Source organism: Cellulomonas sp. P2_B4, assembly GCF_056404795.1.
The window spans coordinates 59,469-81,040 of record NZ_JBFUDI010000014.1; the positions used below are offsets into that span (position 1 = coordinate 59,469).

General features: G+C 73.0%; 15 protein-coding genes and 1 riboswitch. Of the genes, 6 read left to right on the forward strand and 9 right to left on the reverse strand.

Going from position 1 to position 21,572, the window contains the following annotated elements; genetic code table 11:
* Nucleotides 1–3 precede the first annotated feature (3 nt).
* From AC1DZC_RS18730 to AC1DZC_RS18750, 5 genes are read right to left on the reverse strand one after another with little or no spacing between them, the layout of a single operon-like run.
* Nucleotides 4–1,683 carry a sensor histidine kinase gene (locus AC1DZC_RS18730; RefSeq protein WP_477044309.1) on the reverse strand — a complete coding sequence of 560 codons (1,680 nt, stop codon included), beginning with the start codon at nt 1,681–1,683 and terminating at the stop codon, nt 4–6.
* The gene (cydC, locus tag AC1DZC_RS18735) at nt 1,676–3,418 is read right to left on the reverse strand and encodes a thiol reductant ABC exporter subunit CydC (RefSeq protein WP_477044310.1); all 1,743 of its coding nucleotides are present in this window, start codon (nt 3,416–3,418) and stop codon (nt 1,676–1,678) included. The genes AC1DZC_RS18730 and cydC overlap by 8 nt, the downstream gene beginning before the upstream one ends.
* A complete protein-coding gene (gene cydD, locus AC1DZC_RS18740) occupies nt 3,415–5,049 on the reverse strand; it encodes a thiol reductant ABC exporter subunit CydD (RefSeq protein WP_477044311.1) in 1,635 nt (544 codons plus the stop codon). The genes cydC and cydD overlap by 4 nt, the downstream gene beginning before the upstream one ends.
* Nucleotides 5,046–6,113, reverse strand: a complete 1,068-nt coding sequence (cydB, locus tag AC1DZC_RS18745; protein ID WP_477040925.1) for a cytochrome d ubiquinol oxidase subunit II — start codon at nt 6,111–6,113, stop codon at nt 5,046–5,048. The genes cydD and cydB overlap by 4 nt, the downstream gene beginning before the upstream one ends.
* A gap of 13 nt (nt 6,114–6,126) precedes the next feature.
* Nucleotides 6,127–7,629, reverse strand: coding sequence for a cytochrome ubiquinol oxidase subunit I (locus AC1DZC_RS18750; RefSeq protein ID WP_477044312.1), 1,503 nt, complete (start codon nt 7,627–7,629; stop codon nt 6,127–6,129).
* A gap of 444 nt (nt 7,630–8,073) precedes the next feature.
* Here AC1DZC_RS18750 and AC1DZC_RS18755 point away from each other — a divergent pair, with 444 nt between their 5' ends.
* From AC1DZC_RS18755 to proB, 5 genes are all read left to right on the forward strand, one after another.
* Nucleotides 8,074–11,235, forward strand: coding sequence for an Rne/Rng family ribonuclease (locus tag AC1DZC_RS18755; protein WP_477044313.1), 3,162 nt, complete (start codon nt 8,074–8,076; stop codon nt 11,233–11,235).
* A gap of 282 nt (nt 11,236–11,517) precedes the next feature.
* A complete protein-coding gene (gene rplU / locus AC1DZC_RS18760; protein ID WP_477040958.1) occupies nt 11,518–11,826 on the forward strand; it encodes a 50S ribosomal protein L21 in 309 nt (102 codons plus the stop codon).
* 64 nt (nt 11,827–11,890) lie between these two features.
* Nucleotides 11,891–12,151, forward strand: a complete 261-nt coding sequence (rpmA, locus tag AC1DZC_RS18765) for a 50S ribosomal protein L27 (protein WP_028050268.1) — start codon at nt 11,891–11,893, stop codon at nt 12,149–12,151.
* A gap of 203 nt (nt 12,152–12,354) precedes the next feature.
* On the forward strand, nt 12,355–13,878 hold the full coding sequence (gene obgE / locus AC1DZC_RS18770) for a GTPase ObgE (RefSeq protein WP_477040928.1): 1,524 nt from the start codon (nt 12,355–12,357) through the stop codon (nt 13,876–13,878).
* A 49-nt stretch (nt 13,879–13,927) separates the two neighbouring features.
* Nucleotides 13,928–15,076, forward strand: coding sequence for a glutamate 5-kinase (gene proB, locus AC1DZC_RS18775; RefSeq protein ID WP_477040929.1), 1,149 nt, complete (start codon nt 13,928–13,930; stop codon nt 15,074–15,076).
* Between the two features lie 62 nt (nt 15,077–15,138).
* On the opposite strand, the gene AC1DZC_RS18780 is transcribed toward proB, so the two are convergent.
* The 4 genes from AC1DZC_RS18780 to AC1DZC_RS18795 form a co-directional block, all read right to left on the reverse strand.
* Nucleotides 15,139–16,785: an ABC transporter substrate-binding protein gene (locus AC1DZC_RS18780; RefSeq protein WP_477044314.1), complete on the reverse strand. Its 1,647-nt coding sequence runs from the start codon at nt 16,783–16,785 to the stop codon at nt 15,139–15,141.
* A 64-nt stretch (nt 16,786–16,849) separates the two neighbouring features.
* Nucleotides 16,850–18,487, reverse strand: coding sequence for a dipeptide ABC transporter ATP-binding protein (locus AC1DZC_RS18785; protein ID WP_477044315.1), 1,638 nt, complete (start codon nt 18,485–18,487; stop codon nt 16,850–16,852).
* Nucleotides 18,484–19,398, reverse strand: coding sequence for an ABC transporter permease (locus tag AC1DZC_RS18790; RefSeq protein ID WP_477044316.1), 915 nt, complete (start codon nt 19,396–19,398; stop codon nt 18,484–18,486). Before AC1DZC_RS18790 ends, AC1DZC_RS18785 begins: the two co-directional genes overlap by 4 nt.
* 1 nt (nt 19,399) lies before the next feature.
* A complete protein-coding gene (locus tag AC1DZC_RS18795; protein WP_477044317.1) occupies nt 19,400–20,398 on the reverse strand; it encodes an ABC transporter permease in 999 nt (332 codons plus the stop codon).
* A 43-nt stretch (nt 20,399–20,441) separates the two neighbouring features.
* Nucleotides 20,442–20,549: riboswitch (SAM riboswitch) on the reverse strand.
* Nucleotides 20,550–20,724: 175 nt separating this feature from the next.
* Here AC1DZC_RS18795 and AC1DZC_RS18800 point away from each other — a divergent pair.
* Entirely contained in the window at nt 20,725–21,543 is an 819-nt protein-coding gene (locus tag AC1DZC_RS18800; RefSeq protein ID WP_477044318.1) for an NADPH-dependent oxidoreductase, read from the forward strand.
* The last annotated feature ends 29 nt before the right edge of the window (nt 21,544–21,572 follow it).

Genomic DNA, 21,572 nt, shown 5'->3' on the forward strand with positions numbered 1-21,572 from the left:
GGGTCAGGGCAGCGGTGCCGACCACGCGAGCGTCGTGCCCCCGCCCTCGCGCAGGGACTCCACGACGAACGTCCCACCTCGGGCGCGCGCCCGCGAGGCGAGATTGGTGGTGCCGGACCGACGCGCGGGTCCCGTCGGCATGCCGACGCCGTCGTCCCGCACCTCGACGCGCACAGCCGACGGGGTCACGACGAGACGCACGTCGACCGTGTGGGCCTCGGCGTGGCGCGCGGCGTTGGCGAGCGCCTCGCGGACCACGGCGACGACGTCGGAGGCGAGCGCGCCCTGGACCCGCTCGTCGAGCCGGTCCTCGTCGAGGTCGCCCGCGGCCACCTGCGCACCGTCGAGGGTCGCGACGAACGTCGGCGCGAACCCGAGCCCGGTCTGCGCGAGGTCGACCTCGCGCCGCAGGCGTGCGACCAGGCCGACGCCGCCGTCCGGGTCGCGCAGGTCGTGGACGATGTGCCGGATCTCGCGGACCGAGCCGTCGACGTTCTCGAGCGCGTCCTGGACGATCTCGGTCAGCTCGGTCGCGTCGACGCCGCGGGCGGCGCGGCGCCGGACCGTCTCCAGCTGCAGACCCGTGGCGAACAGCTGCTGGATCGCGAGGTCGTGCAGGTCGCGCGCGATGCGCTCGCGCTCGTCGAGCAGCGCGGCGGCGTCCTGGGCCGCCCGCGCCTCGGCGAGCACGTAGGCGAGGGCGGCCTGCTCGGCGAAGGCGACGGCTGTCACCAGGTCGGCCTCGTCGAACTGAGGGCCGCCGACGCGGCGCAGCAGGATCAGCACGCCGAGCCCGCGACCGGGTGCACGGAACGGCGCGTACAGCGCCGGCCCGAACTCGCGCAGGACGGGAACGGCCACCGAGGGGGCGGCCTGCAGCGACGGGATCGTGATGCCCTTGCCGGTCATCAGGACGGTGTTCGCGCGGGTGCCGGCCGCCATGGGCGCACCGACCAGGCGGTCGCCGCCCGGACCGACGGCCAGCTCGACGAGCAGCTCACCGTCGACCCCGGGCAGGGCGAGCGCCGCGACCTCCGCCTCGCCGACGTCCCGGGCCGTCGAGGCGACGTGCCGCAGGGCGTCCTCGGCGTCGACGCCCTCGAGCAGCATCGTCGTGATCGCCTGCTCGGCGCGCAGCCAGGTCTCCCGTCGCTCCGCCTCGGCGTACAGCTGGGCGTTGGCGATCGCGGCGCCGGCGGCGGCGGCGAGCGCCTCGGCGATCTTCTCGTCGGCGGCGGTGAAGGGGACCGGCTTGTCCGCGAGGTACAGGTGCCCGAACACCCGCGACCCGACGTGCAGGGTGGCGCCGAGGAACGAGCCGTGGGCCGGGGTGCCGACGTGCGGGAAGCCGTCGAACGACGGGTGCTGGCGCAGGTCGACCAGCCGGTGTGCACCCTCGGTCGGCAGGCCGCCCAGGATCGCGGGGCGCTGCGGTCCGTCCCGGAGCGCCGCCGCGAGGGCGCCGGCCTGGCCCGCCCGCACGAAGGTGATCGCCCGGCCGTGGGAGTCGCGCACGTCGATCGCGCCGTACCGGGCGCCGGTGAGCCGCGCGCTGATGCGCACGAACCGGTCGAGCACCGCCTCGAGCTCGAGCTCGCCCGCCACGGAGACCATGGCGTCGAGGAGCTGGTCAAGAGCCTCGGGCGTCAGGGCGAGGGACGTCGGCAGCACCTCGTCAGGCACGAGCAGTCCCTCCGCCCTCGCTCTCCAGGTCCAGAGCCACACGGTAGTCGGGAACGGTCTCGCGCAGGTGGGCGTGCGTGCCGCGGGCCTGCACGTGCCCGTCGTCGAGCCACAGCACGTCGTCCGCGGCGTCGAGCGGGCTCAGGCGGTGCGTCACGACGACGACCCCGCGAGGGTCGTGCAGGAGGTCTCTGACCAGGGCGTCCGCCGTGGCCGGGTCGAGGTGCTCGGCCGGCTCGTCGAGCAGCAGCAGCGGGGCCGGCGAGAGCAAGGCGCGCGCGACGAGCAACCGCCGGCGCTCACCGCCCGAGACGGTGCGCGCGTCCGGTCCCAGGGTGGTGTCGAGCCCGTCCGGGAGGCCGGCCAGCCACGGGCCGAGCGACACGCGCTCCAGCACGGCGATCGCCTCGTCGCGCGTCACGTCTCCGCGCGCGACGCGCAGGTTCTCCAGCACGGTGGTGCCGAACACGTGCGCGTCCTCCGTGCCGACCAGCACCGTCGCGGTGACCGCCTCGCGTCCGTAGGCGGCGACGTCGTGCCCGTCGAGGGTCAGCGTGCCCGACCGCGCCGGCAGGAGTCCGGCGAGCGTCAGCAGGGTCGTCGTCTTCCCGGTTCCCGAGGGCCCGACGATCGCGACGGACCGGCCGGGGTGCAGCGCGAGGTCGAGGTCCTGCACCACCGCGGGCCCCTCGGGCCAGGCGCAGACCAGGTCGGCGGCCACGAGGTCCGGCTGCGGCCGACGGGGGTCGCCCTCGACCGGCGCGGGGCCGTCCTGCGCGTCCAGCAGCGCGAGCACCCGGGCGGCGGCGGCACGCGAACGGTGCACCTGGATCATGGCTGCGGGCAGCAGCATCGTCGCCTCGAACGCGGCGAGCGGGGTGAGCACGATCACCGCGAGGTCCACCGCGGCGAGCTGCCCGGAGGTGACGGCTGGGATCCCGGTGACCAGCGCGGCGAGGACCGCCAGCCCGACGGCGAGCTGCCCGAGCCCGGCGGCCAGGGCGGCGGACGGTGCGCCGCTGTCGGTCGCGGCGGCGATCCGGGCGTCGGCGTCGCGCAGCGCGGTCATCTCGGTCGGCACGCGGCCGGCGACGAGGAGCGGGCCGGCATCGTCGAGCAGCCCGAGCGCCGAGGCCGTCATGTCGGAGTGCCCCTGCACCGCGCGCTGCTCGCTGAGCCGCGCGCCGCGGGACGCCAGCGCCGGTGCCACCACCCCGGCGAGCACGAGGCACGCGGCCAGTGCGATCCCGGCAGGGGGCCAGAACAGGCACATGACGACCGACGTCAGCAGCCCGAGCAGTGCGGCGACCCCGATCGGCAGGAGCCCCCGCACGACGACGTCGCCGACCGCGTCGACGTCCGACCCGACCCGGGCGAGCAGGTCGCCCCGGCGCAGGCGCAGCAGGGCCTCCGGCCGGCCGGTCGCGAGCCGGTCGTAGAGGGTGGTGCGCAGCTGTGTCATGCCGCGCAGCGCGACGTCGTGCGAGACGAGCCGTTCGAGGTAGCGCAGGACTCCGCGCCCGATGCCGAACGCGCGGACCGCGACGGTCGCGACCGAGAGCTCGAGCACCGGTGGCATCTGGGAGGCGCGGGCGATCAGCCAGGCGGCCGTGCCGGCGAGCGCGACCGCGCACCCGAGGGCCAGCGTGCCGAGCACCAGGGCCAGGGCGACGCGCCGCCGGTCGACGTCGAGCAACCCGACGGCGCGGCGCAGCGTCCCGCGCGGGGGCCTCATGCGGGCACCGCCGCGTCGACGTCGCTGTGGACCTCGACGACCGTGTCGGCGCAGGCCACGAGCGACGGGCGGTGCGCGACGAGCAGGACCGTCCGTCCGGCCTCCCGCAGGGCACGCACCGTGTCGAGGACCACCGCCTCACCGGCCGCGTCGAGGTGCGCCGTCGGCTCGTCGAGGATCACCAGGGGTGCGTCGGAGACGAGTGCCCGCGTCAGGGCGACCCGCTGCCGCTGCCCGAGGCTGAGTCCCTCGCCGCCGCGTCCGAGCTCGGTCTGCCAGCCGTCCGGCAGGGTCGCGAGGACCGCGTCGAGGCCGGTGAGGGCCGCGGCCCCGGCGTGCGTGCCGCCGACGATCGAGGCGATGGTCCCGGGTTCGAGGACCGGTCGCTGGGGGAGCCACGACACCTGCGACCAGAGGGTCGCGGGGTCGACCTCCGCGAGGTCGAGAGACCCCACCGTCACGGAGCCCTCGTCGGCTGGGACCAGGCCCAGGAGCACCTCGACGGTGGTCGTCTTGCCGACGCCGCTGGGCCCCGTCAGGGCGACCACGGTCCCCGGACGTACCGTCAGGTCCAGGCCCGCCGGGGTGAGCCCGCCGGCGGTCCGGACGCCGACGGCGGTCAGGGTGATCGTGGCGGTGCGCAGGTCGGGTGCCTGGGCGACACCGCGAACGGGCACCGGCGTCTCCAGGACCGCGAACGCCTGCGCCGCGGCAGCGACCCCGTCGGAGGCCGCATGGAACTGCGTCCCGACCTGGCGCAACGGCAGGAACACCTCGGGGGCCAGCACGAGCACCGCGATCCCGGTGGTGAGCGCGAGGTCGCCGTTCACCAGGCGGAGCCCGATCGCGACCGCGACCAGAGCCACCGAGAGCGTGGTCAGGAGCTCGAGGACCATCCCGGACAGGAACGCGATCCGCAGCGTGCCCATGGTCGCCTCGCGGTGGGCGTCGCCGAGGGCCCGCACCCGGGCGCCCTGCCCGCGCTCGCGGCCGTGCGCCCGCAGGGTCGGCAGCCCGGCCAGCAGGTCGAGCACCTGTGCGCCGAGCCGCTGCATCGCGACCAGGCCCCGCTCGGACCGGCCCTGGGTCAGCTTGCCGATCAGGATCATGAAGATCGGGACGAGGGGCAGGACCGTGACCATGATGGCCGCCGAGATCCAGTCCAGGCCGAGCACGACGAGCAGGACGGCGGGCGTCACGGTCGCCGCGAGCAGCAGCTGGGGCAGGTAGCGGACGAAGTACGGCTGCAGGTTGTCCAGGCCGCGCGTGGCCAGCGTGACGACACCGGGCCCTTCGCCGGAGGCGAGCCAGCGGGGGCCTAGCGACACCGCGTGCTGGACCACCTGCTCGCGCAGCTCCGCGATCGTCGCGACCGCCGCCCGGTGCGCGAACCGCTCCTGGCCGGACGTCACCAGCACGCGCGCGACGACGACGACGACGAGCCACCCGATCGTCGGAGCGAGCGAGGCGAGCGTCGCGCCGTCGTGCACCGCGCCCCCGAGGGCGTGCGCCAGCAGGAGCGCCTGGCAGACCACGAGCGCCGCGGTGACGATGCCGAACGCGGTCGTCAGGTAGACGTACCCCCGGGCGGAGCGGGCGTAGCGCAGCAGCCGCGGGTCGAGCGGCCTCACTCCCGGGCAGCCGGCTGGCGCTCGAGCGGCGGAACCTTGTCGAACGTCAGGCCCGTGTGCTCGGGGATGTTCGCCGTCGAGATCCGCCTGCGGAACACCCAGTACGTCCAGCCCTGGTAGAGCAGGACCACGGGCGTGAGGATCACGGCGACCCACGTCATCACGACGAGCGTGTAGTGCGTCGAGGAGGCGTTCTCGATGGTCAGCGAGTTGGCCGGGTCGAAGGCGGGCATGACGTCGGGGTACATGGACCCGAAGATGAGCACCACGGCGGCGACGATGGCCACCGCCGAAGCGGTGAACGCCAGTCCCTCGCGACGACCACGGGCGGCGACGACCACGACGACGAGCGAGACGGCGGCGACGGCCACCGCGATCCACGTCCACGCCACCGAGTACGCGACCTGCGCCCAGATGGCCCAGGCAGCGGCGACGACGAGCGTGACGACCGACGAGCGCGCCGCGAACGCACCGGCCCGCGCCCGGATGTCCCCGTCGGACTTGAGGGCGAGGAACACGGCGCCGTGCGTCAGGAAGAGCAGCGTGGTCGTCGCGCCCCCGAGCAGCGCGAACGGGTTCAGCAGGGCCCCGAAGCCGCCGACGTACTGGTGGTCCGCGTCCAGCTCGACGCCGCGCACGAGGTTGGCGAACGCCACTCCCCACAGGACGGACGGGACCCACGACCCGAAGATCAGCGCGCCGTCGGCGAGCGAGCGCCAGCCGTCGGTGTTGATCTTGCCGCGCCACTCGAACGCGACGATGCGCACGATGAGGGCGACCAGGATGAGCAGGAGCGCGAGGTAGAACCCGGAGAACATCGTGGCGTACCACTCGGGGAACGCCGCGAACGTGGCGCCGCCGGCCGTGATCAGCCAGACCTCGTTCCCGTCCCAGACGGGACCGATGGTGTTGATCATGACGCGGCGGTCGCGGTCCCGGGCGGCCCGGTCCCCGCGGGCGAGCAGCCCGAGGAGCATGCCGACGCCGAAGTCGAACCCCTCGAGCACCAGGTAGCCGGTCCACAGGACCGCGATGAGCAGGAACCAGACGACGGTGAGATCCATGGCCCTGGCCCTCTCAGTAGGCGAACGACAGCGGGCGCGCCGCGGCGTCCGGGTCGCCGGGGTCGACGTGGTTGTCGGGGTTGTCCGGGCTCGGGTCGCGCTCGGTGTCCGCGACGCCCTGGATCGTGTACCGGTGCATCAGCCGGTACCAGAACACCGCGAGCACGCCGTACAGGAGCGTGAACGTGACCAACGACGTGACGACGGTGCCCGTCCCGACCACGGTCGAGACGCCCTTCTGCGTCAGCAGCCACACGCCGTCGACGCCCGTGGGATTCGGTGCGACCACCCACGGTTGGCGGCCCATCTCGGTGAAGATCCAGCCGAAGGTCGACGCCAGGAACGGCGTCGCGATCGCGACGATGCCCAGACGGCCGATCCACGGGTTGCCGGTCACGCGGCCGCGTCGGGTCACCCAGAACGCGAAGACCGCCAGCGCCGCCGAGCCGATGCCGAAGCCGATCATGAGGCGGAACGACCAGTAGGTGATGAGCAGGTTGGGCTGGTACGAGATCGGGGTGCCGGCCGCGTCGGTGAACCCGTACTTCTCCTCGTACTGCGTCTGCAGGTCCTCGACGCCCGGCAGGGGTGCGTTCCAGTCGCCGCTGGCCAGGAAGCTGGTCAGCCCCGGGATCTCGATCACGTGGCTGACGCCCTCGCACGAGTTGCTCAGGTCGCCGATGGCCAGCAGCGAGAACGACGCGCCGTCGACGGTCTCGCACAGGGCCTCGGCCGACGACATCTTCATCGGCTGCTGCTGGAACATGAGCTTGGCCTGCTGGTCGCCGGTGAGTGCGACGCCGACGCCGGCGACGAACATGACGATCACGCCGAGGACGACGGCGGGCCGGTAGATGTCGCGCGCCTTGTCCACCTGCCCGGCGCGCACGAGCCGGACCATCCACCAGGCGCCGATGCCGGCGACGAAGGTGCCCGCGGTGACGAAGGCCGCCGAGATCGTGTGCGGGAACGCGGCCCACAGCGTCGAGTTGGTGAGCACGGCGCCGATGTCGTTCATCTCGGCGCGCCCGGTCGCCTCGTTCCAGACGGCGCCGACCGGGTGCTGCATCCACGAGTTCGCCGCGAGGATGAAGAACGCGGACAGGTTGGTGGACAGGGCGACGGCCCAGATCGTCGCGAGGTGGACCTTCTTGGGCAGCTTGTCCCAGCCGAAGATCCACAGGCCGAGGAACGTGGACTCGACGAAGAACGCGGCGAGCGCCTCCATGGCCAGCGGAGCCCCGAACACGTCGCCGACGAACCGCGAGTACTCGGACCAGTTCATGCCGAACTGGAACTCCTGCACGATGCCGGTGGCGACACCGATCGCGAAGTTGATGAGCAGGAGCTTGCCGAAGAACTTGGTCAGCCGCAGCCAACGCTCGTTGCCGGTACGCACCCAGATCGTCTGCATGATCGCGACCAGGGGGGCCAGGCCGATCGTCAGCGGGACGAAGATGAAGTGGTAGACGGTCGTGACGCCGAACTGCAGGCGGGCCAGGTCGAGCGGGTCCACGGGAGCCCTCCGTCGGGGGTGGTCGAGGCGAGTGCCTCCATCCTGCCCCTCCTGGCCAGGTCTGCGACCAGGGACCTTTGGCAGGTTCGCCACATCTGAGCCGTGCGGTACGACGAGGCTGGGGGAGTCCCGACGACAGGCCGTGTCGAGGACGCTGCGACTGGGGTGTCGCTGTGCGATACTGGCCGCGGCTCCCTGGGCGACCACACCGTCACGGGACCCTTGAGCTCGCAGCATCAGCTTGTCGTGCGCGCCAGCCGCCGCCCTGCCAGCCGGACGCCCCAGATCGGGACGCCGGCCCGGCCTCGCAGGCGATGGCGCCGACTCGGTGCAGCAGCCACGACCGCCGACTTTCCGTCGCCGCGCAGAACGCGTGCGACGACCGACCTGCCGAGTACCGCCTGATGTGTGGGTGGCGATGCTCGGTACCCAGGAGCACTTCGCGTGACCGACGAGAACACCCCCACCACCGAGAGCGCAGCTGCACCGGCCGGGGGTGAGGCACCCGTGGCCGCCCCGCGCCGTCGCCGTGCGACCCGTGTGACCGCAGCGCCCAGCAACGAGACCCCGGTCGAGGCGGTCACCACGCTGCCGACGCCCGAGCCTGCCCCCGTCGCCGAGGCCCCCGTGGCCGAGCCCGACGCCCCGGTGGCCGAGCCGGCGAAGGCGCCCGTGAAGAAGTCCCGCCGTGTGACGCGCACCGTCGTCCCGGTGAGCGCCGACGAGGCCGCCGCGCCGGTCGAGCCCGCGCCCGCTGCCGAGCCGGCCGCTGCCGAGCCGGCCGCCGTCGAGCCCGAGGCGTCCGCACCCGACGACGCCCCCCMGGCCAAGGCGCCCCGTCGCCGCCGAGCCAGCACGCGCCCCGTCGCGACTCCCGAGCCGGTCGCCGAGCCCGAGCCCGAGCCCGAGGCCGACGCCGAGGTCGAGGAGGAGGCAGCCGCCGCTCCCGCGTTCGACGTGCTCGCCGAGTTCGCGTCGAGCACCCCCGAGCAGGCTCCMGCCGAGCCGGCGTCCACCACCAGCACGACCACCACCGGTCCGCGTTTCGCCACGACGGCGCTCCTGTTCCAGGCGCCGGACCCGAGCGCGACCCGCCCCCGCCGCCGCCGCGCACAGGCGAGCACGGGTTCCCCGGAGGAGATCTCCGAGGCCGCCCACCGCGCCGAGGTCGACGAGGCCGCGGTCGCCGCGGTCGTCGAGCCGGAGCAGGTCGAGAGCGCCGACGTCGAGGCCGGCGAGGCCACCACGTCGGCGTCGCGCAACTCGCGTCGCCGCGGCCGCCGCGGTCGCAGCGGCGGTGCAGCCGGTGCAGCCGCAGGCGCCGACGAGGCGCAGGACGAGGCCGCCGACGACCTCGAGGCCGCGTTCGCGCGTGACCTCGCCCAGGACCTCGCCCAGTCCGAGGAGAGCGCGGACGAGAGCGCCGAGGACCAGGTCGACGACGAGTCCGACGAGGACGAGTCCGACGACGCGGGGACCGGCACCGGGGCACCGCGCCGCCGTCGTCGCCGCGGTGGCCGTGGCCGTCGCAGCCGCTCCGACGCCCCCAACGGTCAGGGCGCGTCCGACGAGGACGAGTCCGACGCCGACGAGGGTTCGGGCGCCGACGAGGACGCCTCCGACGAGGCCGACACCGAAGAGAACGGGTCCGACGAGGGCGGTTCGAGCCGGCGTCGTCGCCGTCGTCGTCGCGGATCCTCGGGTGGCTCGAGCGAGGGCGGCGGGGAGCAGCGCCCGGCCCGCACGCGCACGCCGAGCGACGAGGTCACCGCGCTGCGCGGCTCCACGCGGCTGGAGGCCAAGCGCCAGCGTCGTCGGGACGGCCGCGACGCCGGTCGTCGTCGCCAGATCATCACCGAGTCGGAGTTCCTGGCCCGCCGCGAGTCCGTCGAGCGCACGATGATCGTCCGCGAGAAGAATGCGCGGACGCAGATCGCGGTGCTCGAGGACGGCGTGCTGGTCGAGCACTACGTGTCCAACCAGGCGCAGACGTCGATGGTCGGCAACGTGTACCTCGGCCGGGTCCAGAACGTGCTGCCGAGCATGGAGGCCGCGTTCGTCGACGTCGGCAAGGGCCGCAACGCCGTGCTGTACGCCGGCGAGGTCAACTGGGACGCGACCGGCCTCGAGGGCGGGTCCGCCCGCCGCATCGAGCAGGCACTGAAGTCCGGCGACCCGGTGCTCGTGCAGGTCACCAAGGACCCGATCGGCCACAAGGGTGCGCGTCTGACCTCGCAGGTCACGCTCGCCGGCCGGTACCTGGTCTACGTGCCCGGCGGCGGCATGACCGGCATCAGCCGCAAGCTGCCCGACACCGAGCGCAACCGCCTCAAGCGGATCCTGCGCGAGATCGTCCCGGACTCGGCGGGCGTCATCGTGCGCACCGCCGCCGAGGGCGCCTCCGAGGACGAGCTGCGCGCCGACATTGCGCGCCTGCAGGGCCAGTGGGAGGCGATCGAGAAGAAGTCGAAGACCGCGTCCGCCCCCGCCCTGCTGCAGGGCGAGCCCGACATGGCGATCCGCGTGGTCCGCGACATCTTCAACGACGACTTCTCGAAGCTCGTCGTGGAGGGCGCCGAGGCGTGGTCGACGATCTCGTCGTACATCGGTGAGCTCGCCCCCGACCTGGCGCAGAAGGTCGAGCGCTGGACGTCCGAGACGGACGTCTTCTCGGTGCACCGCATCGACGAGCAGCTGGCCAAGGGCATGGACCGCAAGGTCTGGCTCCCGTCGGGTGGCTCGCTCGTGATCGACCGCACCGAGGCGATGACCGTCGTCGACGTCAACACGGGCAAGTTCACGGGCTCGGGCGGCACGCTCGAGGAGACCGTGACGCGCAACAACCTCGAGGCCGCCGAGGAGATCGTCCGCCAGCTCCGGCTGCGCGACATCGGCGGCATCATCGTCATCGACTTCATCGACATGGTGCTCGAGTCCAACCGTGACCTCGTCCTGCGTCGTCTGGTCGAGTGCCTCGGCCGTGACCGCACGAAGCACCAGGTCGCCGAGGTCACGTCGCTCGGCCTCGTGCAGATGACCCGCAAGCGCGTCGGCCAGGGCCTGGTCGAGGCGTTCAGCGAGACGTGCGAGCACTGCCACGGGCGCGGCTTCATCGTGCACGAGGAGCCGATCGAGAAGAACAACCAGCGTCCCGACGCCGGCGAGCAGCAGTCCCCCTCGAACGGGGAGGGCGCCGGCGCCCGCTCGCGTCGCAAGCGCGGCGGCACCGCCAAGGAGCCGGTCTCGCACGCGCCGCACGCGGGTGTCCCGGTCCTGCCGGAGGCGCGGGAGGCCGTCAAGGCCACGCTCGCGACGATCGCCGCGGCCGCCGCCCACGCGCACGAGCACGAGCACGAGCACGCCGCCGTCGTGGTCGACCAGGAGTCGCCGGCCGACGAGGTCTCCGAGGTCGAGACCGAGCAGGCACCCCCTGCGCCGCCGGCGCTGGACGTGCTCGCGGAGCTCGCGGTCTCGCACCCCGGTGCCGGAGCGGTCGCCGACGACGAGCAGGCGGTCGACGGCGGCGAGCAGCTCGAGCTGACGCCGGTCCCGGCCGACGTGTTCGAGGCGGACCCGGAGCCGGACGGCGAGCCCCAGCAGGACTGAGCTGCCCCGGGGCGGCGTGCGTTCGGTCACGTCGCCCGCGGGGGAGCCGTCCAGGTTTGACCCTGGCCCGTGCGGTCCGTACTCTTGAACGTCGGCGCGTCGTGTGCGCGCTGATCATGCGTGCCGCTCTGTTCTGACAGATCAGCGTCGACGCGAACCCCCACGGGAACCGGTGCACACCGGTGGTGCGGGATGTGCGCGGACGCGGTGCAGGCACGACACCAGCAGTTCTATGACAGTTTCTTGACACAGGCAGTTCGACGAGCAGAGATGAGCAGCAACGTGGTGTACGCGATCGTGAAGGCTGGCGGCCGCCAGGAGAAGGTCGCTGTCGGCGACGTCGTCGTCGTCGACCGCCTCTCCGCGCAGGCCGGCTCGACCATCGAGCTGACCGCCCTGCTGCTCGTCGACGGTGCGACGGTCACCACCGACGCCTCGGCGCTGGCCAAGGTGAAGGTGACGGCGGAGGTCGTGCGGGACGAGAAGGGTCCCAAGATCGACATCCTCAAGTACAAGAACAAGACCGGCTACCGCAAGCGCCAGGGTCACCGCCAGAAGCTGACCCGCCTCAAGGTCACCGGCATCTCCTGATCTCGCGCCGCGGCCTGCCGGCTGCGGACCCCCACACACTTCTGAGCACGAAAGCAGGTTCGTCATGGCACACAAGAAGGGCGCGAGCTCCTCGCGCAACGGTCGCGACTCGAACGCCCAGCGCCTGGGCGTCAAGCGCTTCGGTGGCCAGGTCGTCAAGGCCGGCGAGATCATCGTCCGCCAGCGCGGCACGCACTTCCACCCCGGCGTGAACGTCGGCCGTGGCGGCGACGACACGCTGTTCGCCCTCGCCCCGGGCGCCGTGACCTTCGGGACGCGCCGTGGCCGCAAGGTCATCGACGTCGTGGTGGCCGCTGAGGTCTGATCCGAAATGAAGCGGACGGTACGGGGCGCGGAGCGTCACGTGCCGGGAGCGGAATGCAGGATCGGACCGACAGCAAGTACTGAGGTCTGAGTGTCATGACGCGCGGCATCGGTCCGCGTCAGCTAGTCGTGGAGGGGCGCACCGGTGCGGTGCGCCCCTTTCGCGTGTGAGTATCGAGATGAAGCAGTGAAGGAGGTTCAGCCGTGGTGACATTCGTCGACCGGGTCGTGCTGCACGCGACCGGCGGTGACGGTGGGCACGGCTGTGCGTCCATCCACCGGGAGAAGTTCAAGCCGCTGGCCGGCCCCGACGGCGGCGCGGGCGGCAACGGTGGGTCGGTGATCCTCGAGGTCGACCCGCAGGTCACCACGCTGCTCGACTTCCACCACCAGTCGCACCGTCGCGCCCCGTCGGGCACCCAGGGCATGGGCGACTGGAGGTCGGGCTCGACCGGTGCCGACCTGGTGCTCGGTGTGCCCGACGGCACCGTCGTCAAGGACGCCGAGGGCAACGTCCTGGCGGACCTCGTCGGCCTCGGCGCGAGCATCGTCGTCGCCGCTGGAGGCCGTGGCGGTCTGGGAAACTTCGCGCTCGCCTCGGCCCGGCGCATCGCTCCCGGATTCGCGCTCCTCGGCGAGCCGGGCGAGACGCAGGACATCGTGCTGGAGCTCAAGTCCATCGCCGATGTGGCCCTCGTCGGCTACCCGAGCGCCGGCAAGTCCAGCCTCGTCGCGGCGATCTCCGCTGCCCGGCCCAAGATCGCCGACTACCCGTTCACCACGCTGGTGCCCAACCTCGGCGTCGTCCAGGCCGGCACCGCCCGGTACACCGTCGCCGACGTCCCCGGCCTGATCCCCGGTGCCTCCGAGGGACGCGGGCTCGGTCTGGAGTTTCTGCGCCACATCGAGCGGTGCGCGGTCATCGTGCACGTCCTCGACTGCGCGACGCTCGAGCCCGACCGCGACCCGATCTCCGACCTGGACGTCATCGAGGCCGAGCTGGCCACGTACGCCGGCGACCTCGGCATCGAGGGCGGCCGGGTCCCCATCACGGAGCGTCCGCAGATCATCGTCCTGAACAAGATCGACGTCCCCGAGGCCCGTGACCTGGCCGAGATGGTCAAGCCCGACCTCGAGGCGCGTGGGTTGCGTGTGTTCGAGGTGTCGACCGCCAGCCACGAGGGCCTGAAGCTTCTGACGTACGCGCTCGGCGAGATCGTCGACAAGGCACGCCGTGACGCGCCGAAGCCCGAGAACACGCGGGTCATCCTGCGGCCCAAGGCCGTCGACGACGCCGGTTTCACTGTGACGCGTCGCGAGGTCGAGGGTCAGGGCGTCTACTTCTCCGTGCGCGGTGAGAAGCCCGAGCGCTGGTGCCGCCAGACGGACTTCGCCAACGACGAGGCCGTGGGATACCTCGCCGATCGGCTCGCGCGCCTCGGCGTCGAGGAGCAGCTGTTCAAGGTCGGTGCTACGCCCGGCGACGAGGTGCGCATCGGCCCCGAGCACAACGCGGTCATCTTCGACTGGGAGCCGACCCTCATGACGGGGTCCGAGTTCCTGGGCGGCCCGCGCGGCGTCGACGTTCGGCTCGAGGACCGTTCGCGTCCGACGCGCGGCGAGAAGCGCCAGGAGTACAAGGAGCGCATGGACGCCAAGACCGAGGCCCGCGAGGAGCTGTGGACCGAGCGCGAGGCCGGGGTCTGGACCGACGCGGCCTCGGAGTGACGTCCGCCCCGCGGATATGAGCGATGCTGCGCCGCTCCCGCGCGGCAGAATGCCGGTCGTGACCGCCGACGCCCTGCAGGACCGCCAACAGCTGGTCTCGGCGTCCCGTGTCGTCGTCAAGATCGGGTCGTCGTCGCTGACGACGCCGGACGGGCGGCTCGCGCCGGAGCGGCTCAACGCGCTGGTCGAGGTGCTCGCGGCGCGGCGGGCGGCGGGCGGGCAGGTCGTGCTCGTGTCGTCCGGCGCGATCGCGGCCGGCATCGGCCCGCTCGGACTGGCGACCCGCCCGAAGGACCTGGCGACGCAGCAGGCCGCCGCGTCGGTCGGTCAGGGGCTGCTGGTCGCGCACTACACGGAGGCGTTCCGGCGGCACGGGCTCCAGGTGGGCCAGGTGCTGCTCACCGCCGACGACACCGTCCGTCGCGTGCACTACCGCAACGCGCACCGCGCCCTGACGCGGCTCCTCGACCTCGGCATCGTGCCGGTCATCAACGAGAACGACGCCGTGGCGACCGACGAGATCCGGTTCGGCGACAACGACCGGCTCGCCGCCCTCGTCTCGCACCTCGTGCACGCCGACGCGCTGATGCTGCTGTCCGACGTGGACTCGCTCTACACCGGGCCCCCGTCCCGCGACGGCAGTCGTCGGATCGCGTCCGTGGTCCACGCCGAGGACCTCGAGGGGATCGATGTCGCGTCGCGGGGGAGCGCCGTGGGCACCGGGGGGATGGTGACCAAGCTGGAGTCGGTCGCGATCGCGACGCAGTCCGGCGTCCCCGTCATCCTCACGTCCGCCGCCCAGGCCGCGCAGGCGCTGGCCGGCGAGGACGTCGGCACGTGGTTCACCGCGACCGGCCGCCGCACGTCGATCCGGCGCCTCTGGCTCGCGCACGCCGCGCACACCCGTGGACGCCTCGTGCTCGACGCGGGCGCCGTGCGGGCGGTCGTCGAGCGCGGGACCTCGCTGCTGCCCGCCGGCGTCACCGGCTTCGAAGGGGCATTCGAGGAGGGCGACCCCGTCGAGCTCGTCGGACCCGACGGCGCGCTGATCGGCCGCGGGCTGGTCGCGTACGACGCCTCCGAGGTGCCCGGGCTGCTCGGCCGCTCGACGCAGGACCTGCGCGCCGAGCTCGGGCCGGGCTACGACCGCGAGCTCGTCCACCGCGACGACCTGGTCCTGGTCCGCAAGCGCCGCTGAGAGCACAACGTCCGCACTCGTGGGGCCTATGGCACCCACGAGTGCGGACGTTGCGGTGTGTGTCAGCTACCGATCCACGCCTGCGTCAGCTGGTCGAGGCGCGAGTCCGCACCCAGCTGTACGTCGTGCACGTCGGTGTTCAGGCCGAGGAACGTGGTCAGCTCGTGCACCGGGATCACGTGGTGCTCGGTGACGAGGCGCTCCTGCGCGTCGGCCAGGACGGCGTCCCGCTCGGTCGGGTCGCTGACGGCGAGCTGCTTCTGCAGCAGCGCCTCCAGCTCGGGGTCGGCGAGCTTGTAGAAGTTCGTCGCCGCCGTCGAGTACTGCGTGCGCAGGACGTCACCGTCGGCCCGGCTCAGGTTGCCCCAGACCAGGTCGAACGAGCCGTCCTTCAGCTTCGCCTGGAAGTCCGGCACCGTGCCGCTCCACAGCTGCGCGTCGATGCCGTTGGCCTTGAGCTCCTGCTGGATGAGCTCGACGGACGTCTGGTTCGGCGAGAAGTTGGTGATCCAGACCAGGACGGGCGCCAGCGGCTTGCCGTCCTTCGCGTAGATGCCGTCCGCACCCTTGACCCAGCCGTCGTCCTCGAGGACCGTCGCGGCCTTCTTCGGGTCCGTGACGATGTCCTTGCTGACGTCGGCGACGCCCGGGGTCGTGCTGGCCAGCGGGCTCGTCGCCACGGCGAAGCCGTCGTTCAGGGCGGTGTCGCGGACCTCGGTCGGGTTCACCGTGAGCGCGATGGCCTCGCGGACCGCCGGGTCGGAGCCGAGCGCGCCGCCCTCGTTGAAGGTCAGGCCGAAGGTGATGCCCGGGTTGGCGCGGCTCACCAGGTCGAACCCGGAGGACCCGAGCGTCTCGATGTCGGTCGGCTGCACGCCGCCGATCACGTCCACCTGCTCGGAGGTGAGCGCGCCGGTACGCACGCCCGCCTCGGGGATCACCTGGAACGTCACGGTGTCCAGGTGCGCCCTGCCGGTGTTCTCGCGACCCTGCGGGCCCCACGCGTAGTCGTCGCGGGCCGTCAGGACCGTCTCGGTGTCCTTGGTGTAGTGGTCCAGCGTGAACGGCCCGGTGCCGACGACACCCGTCCCGCTGGCGCGGTCGTCGAACGGGATGGCGAGCGTGGAGTCGGCGACGAAGCCGAGACCCACCGCCGACGTGGCCTGCGGGAACGCCGCGTTCGGAGACGAGAACGCGACCGTGACGGTGGTCGGGTCGACGACCGTGGTGCCGGCGTACCCGACGAAGTTCGCGGCGACGGAGGACTTGGCGCCGGCGGCGACGGTGTCGTCGAAGTTCTTCTTCACCGACTCCGCGGTGAACGGCGTGCCGTCGGAGAACGTCACGTCGTCGCGCAGCGTGAACGTGAACTGGGTCGCGTCGGCGTTCGCTTCCCACTTCGTCGCCAGCCACGGCTTGAGCGAGCCGTCGGCGGGGTCCTGCCAGAGCAGGGAGTCGACGAGCTGACGGGTCACGTACCAGGTGTCGTTGCCGGAGCCGATGGCGGGCGGGTTGAGCGAGATGGGGTCGTTGCCGATGGCGAAGGTGAGGTCGCCACCGTCGACGGGGGCGTCTGCCGCGGCGGTCGACGTGCTCTCGTCGGAACCCGCGTCGTCCGAGCCCGAGGAGCAGGCGGCGAGCAGGAGGGAGAGCGTGGCGATGCCGGTCAGGAGGCCGGCTTGACGGCGCGAGGGTCGTCGGACGGACATGGTGGTGCTCCTTGCTGGGGGTGGGTGACGGGCGGCGCGGGGGCTCAGTCACGTCGACACGAGGTCACGACGCACCCCCTTCGCCGGCGCGCACGCGGCCGCCGGGGATCGCCGACAGCAGCTCGGCGGTGTACGGGTCGCCCGGGTGCGCGAACACGCCCTCGACCGGGCCCTGCTCGACCACCCGGCCGCGCTGCAGGACGGCCACCTCGTGCGCGACCTGCCGGACGACGGCCAGGTCGTGCGAGATGAACAGGTAGGACAGCCCGAGCTCGACCTGCAGGTCCGTCAGCAGGTCGAGGATCTGGGCCTGGACCGAGACGTCGAGCGCGGACACGGGCTCGTCGAGCACGACGAGCTCCGGGTTCAGGGCGAGCGCGCGGGCGATCGCGACGCGTTGCCGCTGCCCGCCCGAGAGCTCCGCGGGACGGCGCTGGAGCGCGGTGCGCGGCAGGGCGACGACGTCCAGCAGCTCGGCGGCGCGGGCGGCACGCTCGGCGCGCGAGCCGACGCCGAACGCGCGCAGGGGCTCGGTCACGATCCGCTGGACCGAGAACCGCGGGTCGAGGGACGCGTACGGGTTCTGGTAGACCACCTGCATCCGCCGGCGCAGCAGCCGCAGCGCCGCCCCGCGGGTGTGCGTCACGTCCTCGCCGTCGACGAGCACCGAGCCCGACGTCGGCTCCGCCAGCCGCAGCGCGAGGCGGGCGGTCGTGGACTTCCCGGAGCCGGACTCGCCGACGAGCGCGAGGGTGCGCCCGCGCGGCAGGACGAACGAGACGTCGTCGACGGCACGGAGCGTGCCCCCGCCGGCGGACCGCGGGAGCGGGAACTCCTTGGTCAGGCGCCGCGCCTCGAGCGCCGGCACGGCGGTCGGCGGGACCGGCGCGGCGATGGTGCGGGCACCGCGCAGGCTGGGCGCCGCAGCGAGCAGCGCGCGGGTGTACGGGTCGCTCGGTGCGCCGAGCACCTGGTCGGGCGTGCCCTGCTCGACGACCCTGCCCTGCGACATCACGACGATGCGGTCGGCCCGGTCCGCGGCGACGCCGAGGTCGTGCGTGATGAGCAGGACCCCCGTCCCAGTTCCGGCCGTGAGGTCCTCGATGTGGTCGAGGATCTGCCGCTGGACGGTGACGTCGAGGGCGCTCGTCGGTTCGTCGGCCACCAGGAGGCGCGGCTGGGCGGCCAGCGCGATCGCGATCAGCACGCGCTGTCGCATGCCGCCGGAGAGCTCGTGCGGGTACTGCCGCGCCCGGACCTCCGGCTCGGCCAGGCCCGCCCGGCGCAGTGCTTCGATCGCCTCGATCTCGGCGTTCTTGCGGTCGGCCAGACCGTGGATGCGCAGCACCTCGGCCACCTGGTCGCCGATGCGGGTGACGGGGTTGAGCGACACCGTGGGGTCCTGCGGGACCAGGCCGACCAGGACGCCGCGCACGTTGCGCAGGTCGCGGTGGGAGGCGTGGACCACGTCGTGGCCCAGCAGGTCGATGCTCCCGTGGTCGATCACGGCCGCCGGCGCCAGGAGCCGGACCACCGCGGCGGCGGTGGTCGACTTGCCGGACCCGGACTCGCCGACCACGGCGACGGTCTCGCCCGCGTCGACGTGCAGCGAGACGTCCCGCACGGCGCGGACCGTGCCGCGACGCGTCCGGTACGCGACCGCGAGGTCCGTGACCGTCAGGAGCCGCAAGGAGGAGGTCATGCCACACCCCCGTCGTGCCGGTCGAGGGCACGCGACAGGCGGCCCGCGGCCAGCACGCTGAGCGCGATCGTCAGGCCGGGCAGCGTGGTCAGCCACCAGGACGTGCGCAGGTAGTCGCGACCGCCGGACACCAGCGCACCCCACTCGGGCGCGGGCGGGGGAGCGCCGTACCCGAGGAAGCTGAGTGCGGACACCGCGAGGATCGCCGTGCCGAGCTGCAGGGCGGCGAGCACGACGACGGGGCCCGAGGCGTTGGGGAGCACGTGCTGGAACAGGACCGACCACCAGCGGCTGCCGCCGGCGTGCGCGGCCTCGACGTAGACCGACGAGCGCACACGCAGGACCTCGGAGCGCATGATGCGTGAGACCGTCGCGACGCTGGCCAGGCCGACCGCGATCGCGACCTTGACCGTCCCGAAGCCGAGCGCCGTGATGAGCGCGAGCGAGAGCAGCAGCGCGGGGATGGACAGCAGCACGTCGACGACGCGCATGACGACGTCGTCGAACACGCCACCGACGAAGCCGGCGACCAGACCGACCACGGCCCCGACCAGCAGGCCGACGCCGACGGCCACGAGCGCCGCCTCGAGCGTCAGCTGCGTGCCGTGCACCACCCGCGTGTACAGGTCGCGACCCAGCTGGTCGGTGCCGAACCAGTGCGCCGACGAGGGGGCCTGAAGCTTGTCGGCCGGCACTCCGGTGAGCGGGTCGCCGGGCGCGAGCACCTGCGGCACGAACGCCGCCACGAGCACGAACCCGATCCAGACGAGAGCGAGGAGGAGCCCGGGCCTGCGCAGCAGGTCGCCGACCCAGGCGAACCGCCCGCGCGTCTGCTCGTCGGGCTGATCCAGCGGCGCGTCGGCCGGGAGGTCGGCGGCGGTGGTGGCGAGGTCGTCGAGAAGGTCCGTCACATCACACCCCCGCCGTTGCGGGCTCACGGACCGCGGCCGCGGCGACCGGGGCCGCGGCCTTCGGTGGACGTGAGTGCCGCACGATCCGCGGGTCGAGGAGCGGGTAGAGCAGATCGACCGCGAGGTTGACCAGCACGAACACGGCGGCGGCGAACAGGACGACGCCCATCACGACGGGGATGTCCTGCGCGCTGACGGACGTCGCGGTGAGCCGGCCGATCCCGGCACGGGAGAACACGGTCTCGGTGACGACCGCCCCGGCCAGGAGCTCGCCGATGACCAGTCCGGTCACCGTGAGCGCGGGGAGCGAGGCGTTGCGCAACGCGTGCCGGAAGTGGACGCGCACCGAGCCGGCGCCCTTGGCACGGGCCGTGTCGACGTACGGCTGGCGCAGGCTGTGCTGGAGGCTGCGCGAGAGCATCTGCGCGATCAGCGCCGCCGTGGGCACCGCGAGCGTCACCGCCGGCAGGACGATCGAGGAGAACCCCTTGTTGCCCACCGCGGGGAAGATCGGGTTCTGGAACGAGAACCACTGGACGAGCATCAGACCGAACCAGAACGACGGGATCGCGACCCCGAGCGGGGGCAGGCCGAGCAGCGTGTTGGACAGGCCGCGGCTGCGCACCAGGGTCGCGACGATGGCCAGCCCGCCGCCGACCAGCAGCGCGAGCACGAACGCGGCCGCCGCGATGGCCGCGGTCGGCGGGATCGCCTCGGCGATCAGTCCGGTCACCGGCCGGTGCAGGACCACCGACGTGCCGAGGTCCCCGCGCAGGACGCCCCCGAGCTGCGTCAGGTACTGCACCGGCAGCGGCTGGTCGAGGCCGTACTGGGCGCGCAGCGCGTCGAGCTGCTCGGGCGTGACGTCCGACGACTCGCCGCCGTACATGAGCGAGACCGGGTCGCCCGGCAGCGCGTAGAGCACGACGAACGACACCGTGTAGGCGGCCCAGAGCACGAGGAGCGCCTGCCCGAGGCGGGCGAGCACGTAGCGGTTCATCGCGGGGCCCGGGGGAAGGCGCGCATCGGGGTCCTCGTTCCGTCGTCTGTGCTTGCACGGCGGGAGCCGTGCCGGGTAGTCACCTGGAGCACCCCGTCACGTGAAGGGTTGCTGCCCGACCAACCAGGGCTTTGCGTCGGGACTCGATACCGGCCGCGAAGGTAAGGACGAGGCGCGGGGTCGTCAACGATCCGCCGCTGCGTCTCACGGAATGGACGCACCGCCCGAGGACCGAGATGTGAGACGTCGCCGACGGTTCGTTGACTTCGGCATCCGGGCGGCTCACCCTCCCCGCGAACTCCGACAGCGCGCTCACCAGGGGAACCATGTCCGTCGCCCTCCTCCCGTCCACGCTCGACGCCCGCTACGGCGGCGTCGCACCCGACGACGTCGCCACCTCCGACGTCATCGAGCTGCAGCTCGCGCACCGCTCCGTGCGGCGGTACCTGCCCGACGACGTCTCGGACGCCGAGCTCGCTGCCGTCGTCGCCGCCGCRCAGTCCGCCGCGACCAGCTCGAACCTCCAGCTGTGGAGCGTCGTGGCCGTGCGCGACGACCAGCGCCGGTCGGCCCTGTGCGCGCTCGCGGGCAACCAGGCGCACATCACGCAGGCGCCGCTGCTGCTCGTCTGGCTCGTCGACCTCGGCCGCGCCCACGCCATCGCCGCGGCCCACGACGCGCCGACCGAAGGCGCGGACTACCTCGAGACGGCCGTCGTCGGGTTCGTCGACGCGGCCCTGGCCGCGCAGAACGCGGTGCTCGCCGCGGAGTCGCTGGGCCTGGGGACGGTGTACATCGGCGCGCTGCGCAACCGGCCGGCGGAGGTGGCCGACCTGCTCCACCTGCCGCGCCACGTGTTCGCCGCGTTCGGGCTCGTCGTCGGGCGGCCCGACCTGTCCGAGAACACGCGCGTGAAGCCGCGCCTGCCCCAGTCGGCCGTGCTGCACCACGAGGTGTACGACGACGCGGACCACGCCGACGCGGTCGCCGATTACGAGGAGCGGATCGGCGAGTTCTACGCCCTCGAGGGGCTGTCGCACTCCTGGACGGACCGGCTGCTCGCCCGGCTCTCCGGCCCCGCGGCGCTCAACGGTCGCGACCAGCTGCGCTCGGCGCTCGAGGCGCAGGGCTTCCGGCTCCGATGAGCACAGGCACGACGACGAAGGAGAGCACG

Coding starts and splice junctions, on each gene's coding strand:
- AC1DZC_RS18785 (WP_477044315.1), bottom strand. CDS start 18,487: ATGACCTCCTCCTTGCGGCTCCTGACGGTCACGGACCTCGCGGTCGCG.
- cydB (WP_477040925.1), bottom strand. CDS start 6,113: ATGGATCTCACCGTCGTCTGGTTCCTGCTCATCGCGGTCCTGTGGACC.
- proB (WP_477040929.1), top strand. CDS start 13,928: ATGCCGGTCGTGACCGCCGACGCCCTGCAGGACCGCCAACAGCTGGTC.
- rpmA (WP_028050268.1), top strand. CDS start 11,891: ATGGCACACAAGAAGGGCGCGAGCTCCTCGCGCAACGGTCGCGACTCG.
- AC1DZC_RS18780 (WP_477044314.1), bottom strand. CDS start 16,785: ATGTCCGTCCGACGACCCTCGCGCCGTCAAGCCGGCCTCCTGACCGGC.
- AC1DZC_RS18795 (WP_477044317.1), bottom strand. CDS start 20,398: ATGAACCGCTACGTGCTCGCCCGCCTCGGGCAGGCGCTCCTCGTGCTC.
- cydC (WP_477044310.1), bottom strand. CDS start 3,418: ATGAGGCCCCCGCGCGGGACGCTGCGCCGCGCCGTCGGGTTGCTCGAC.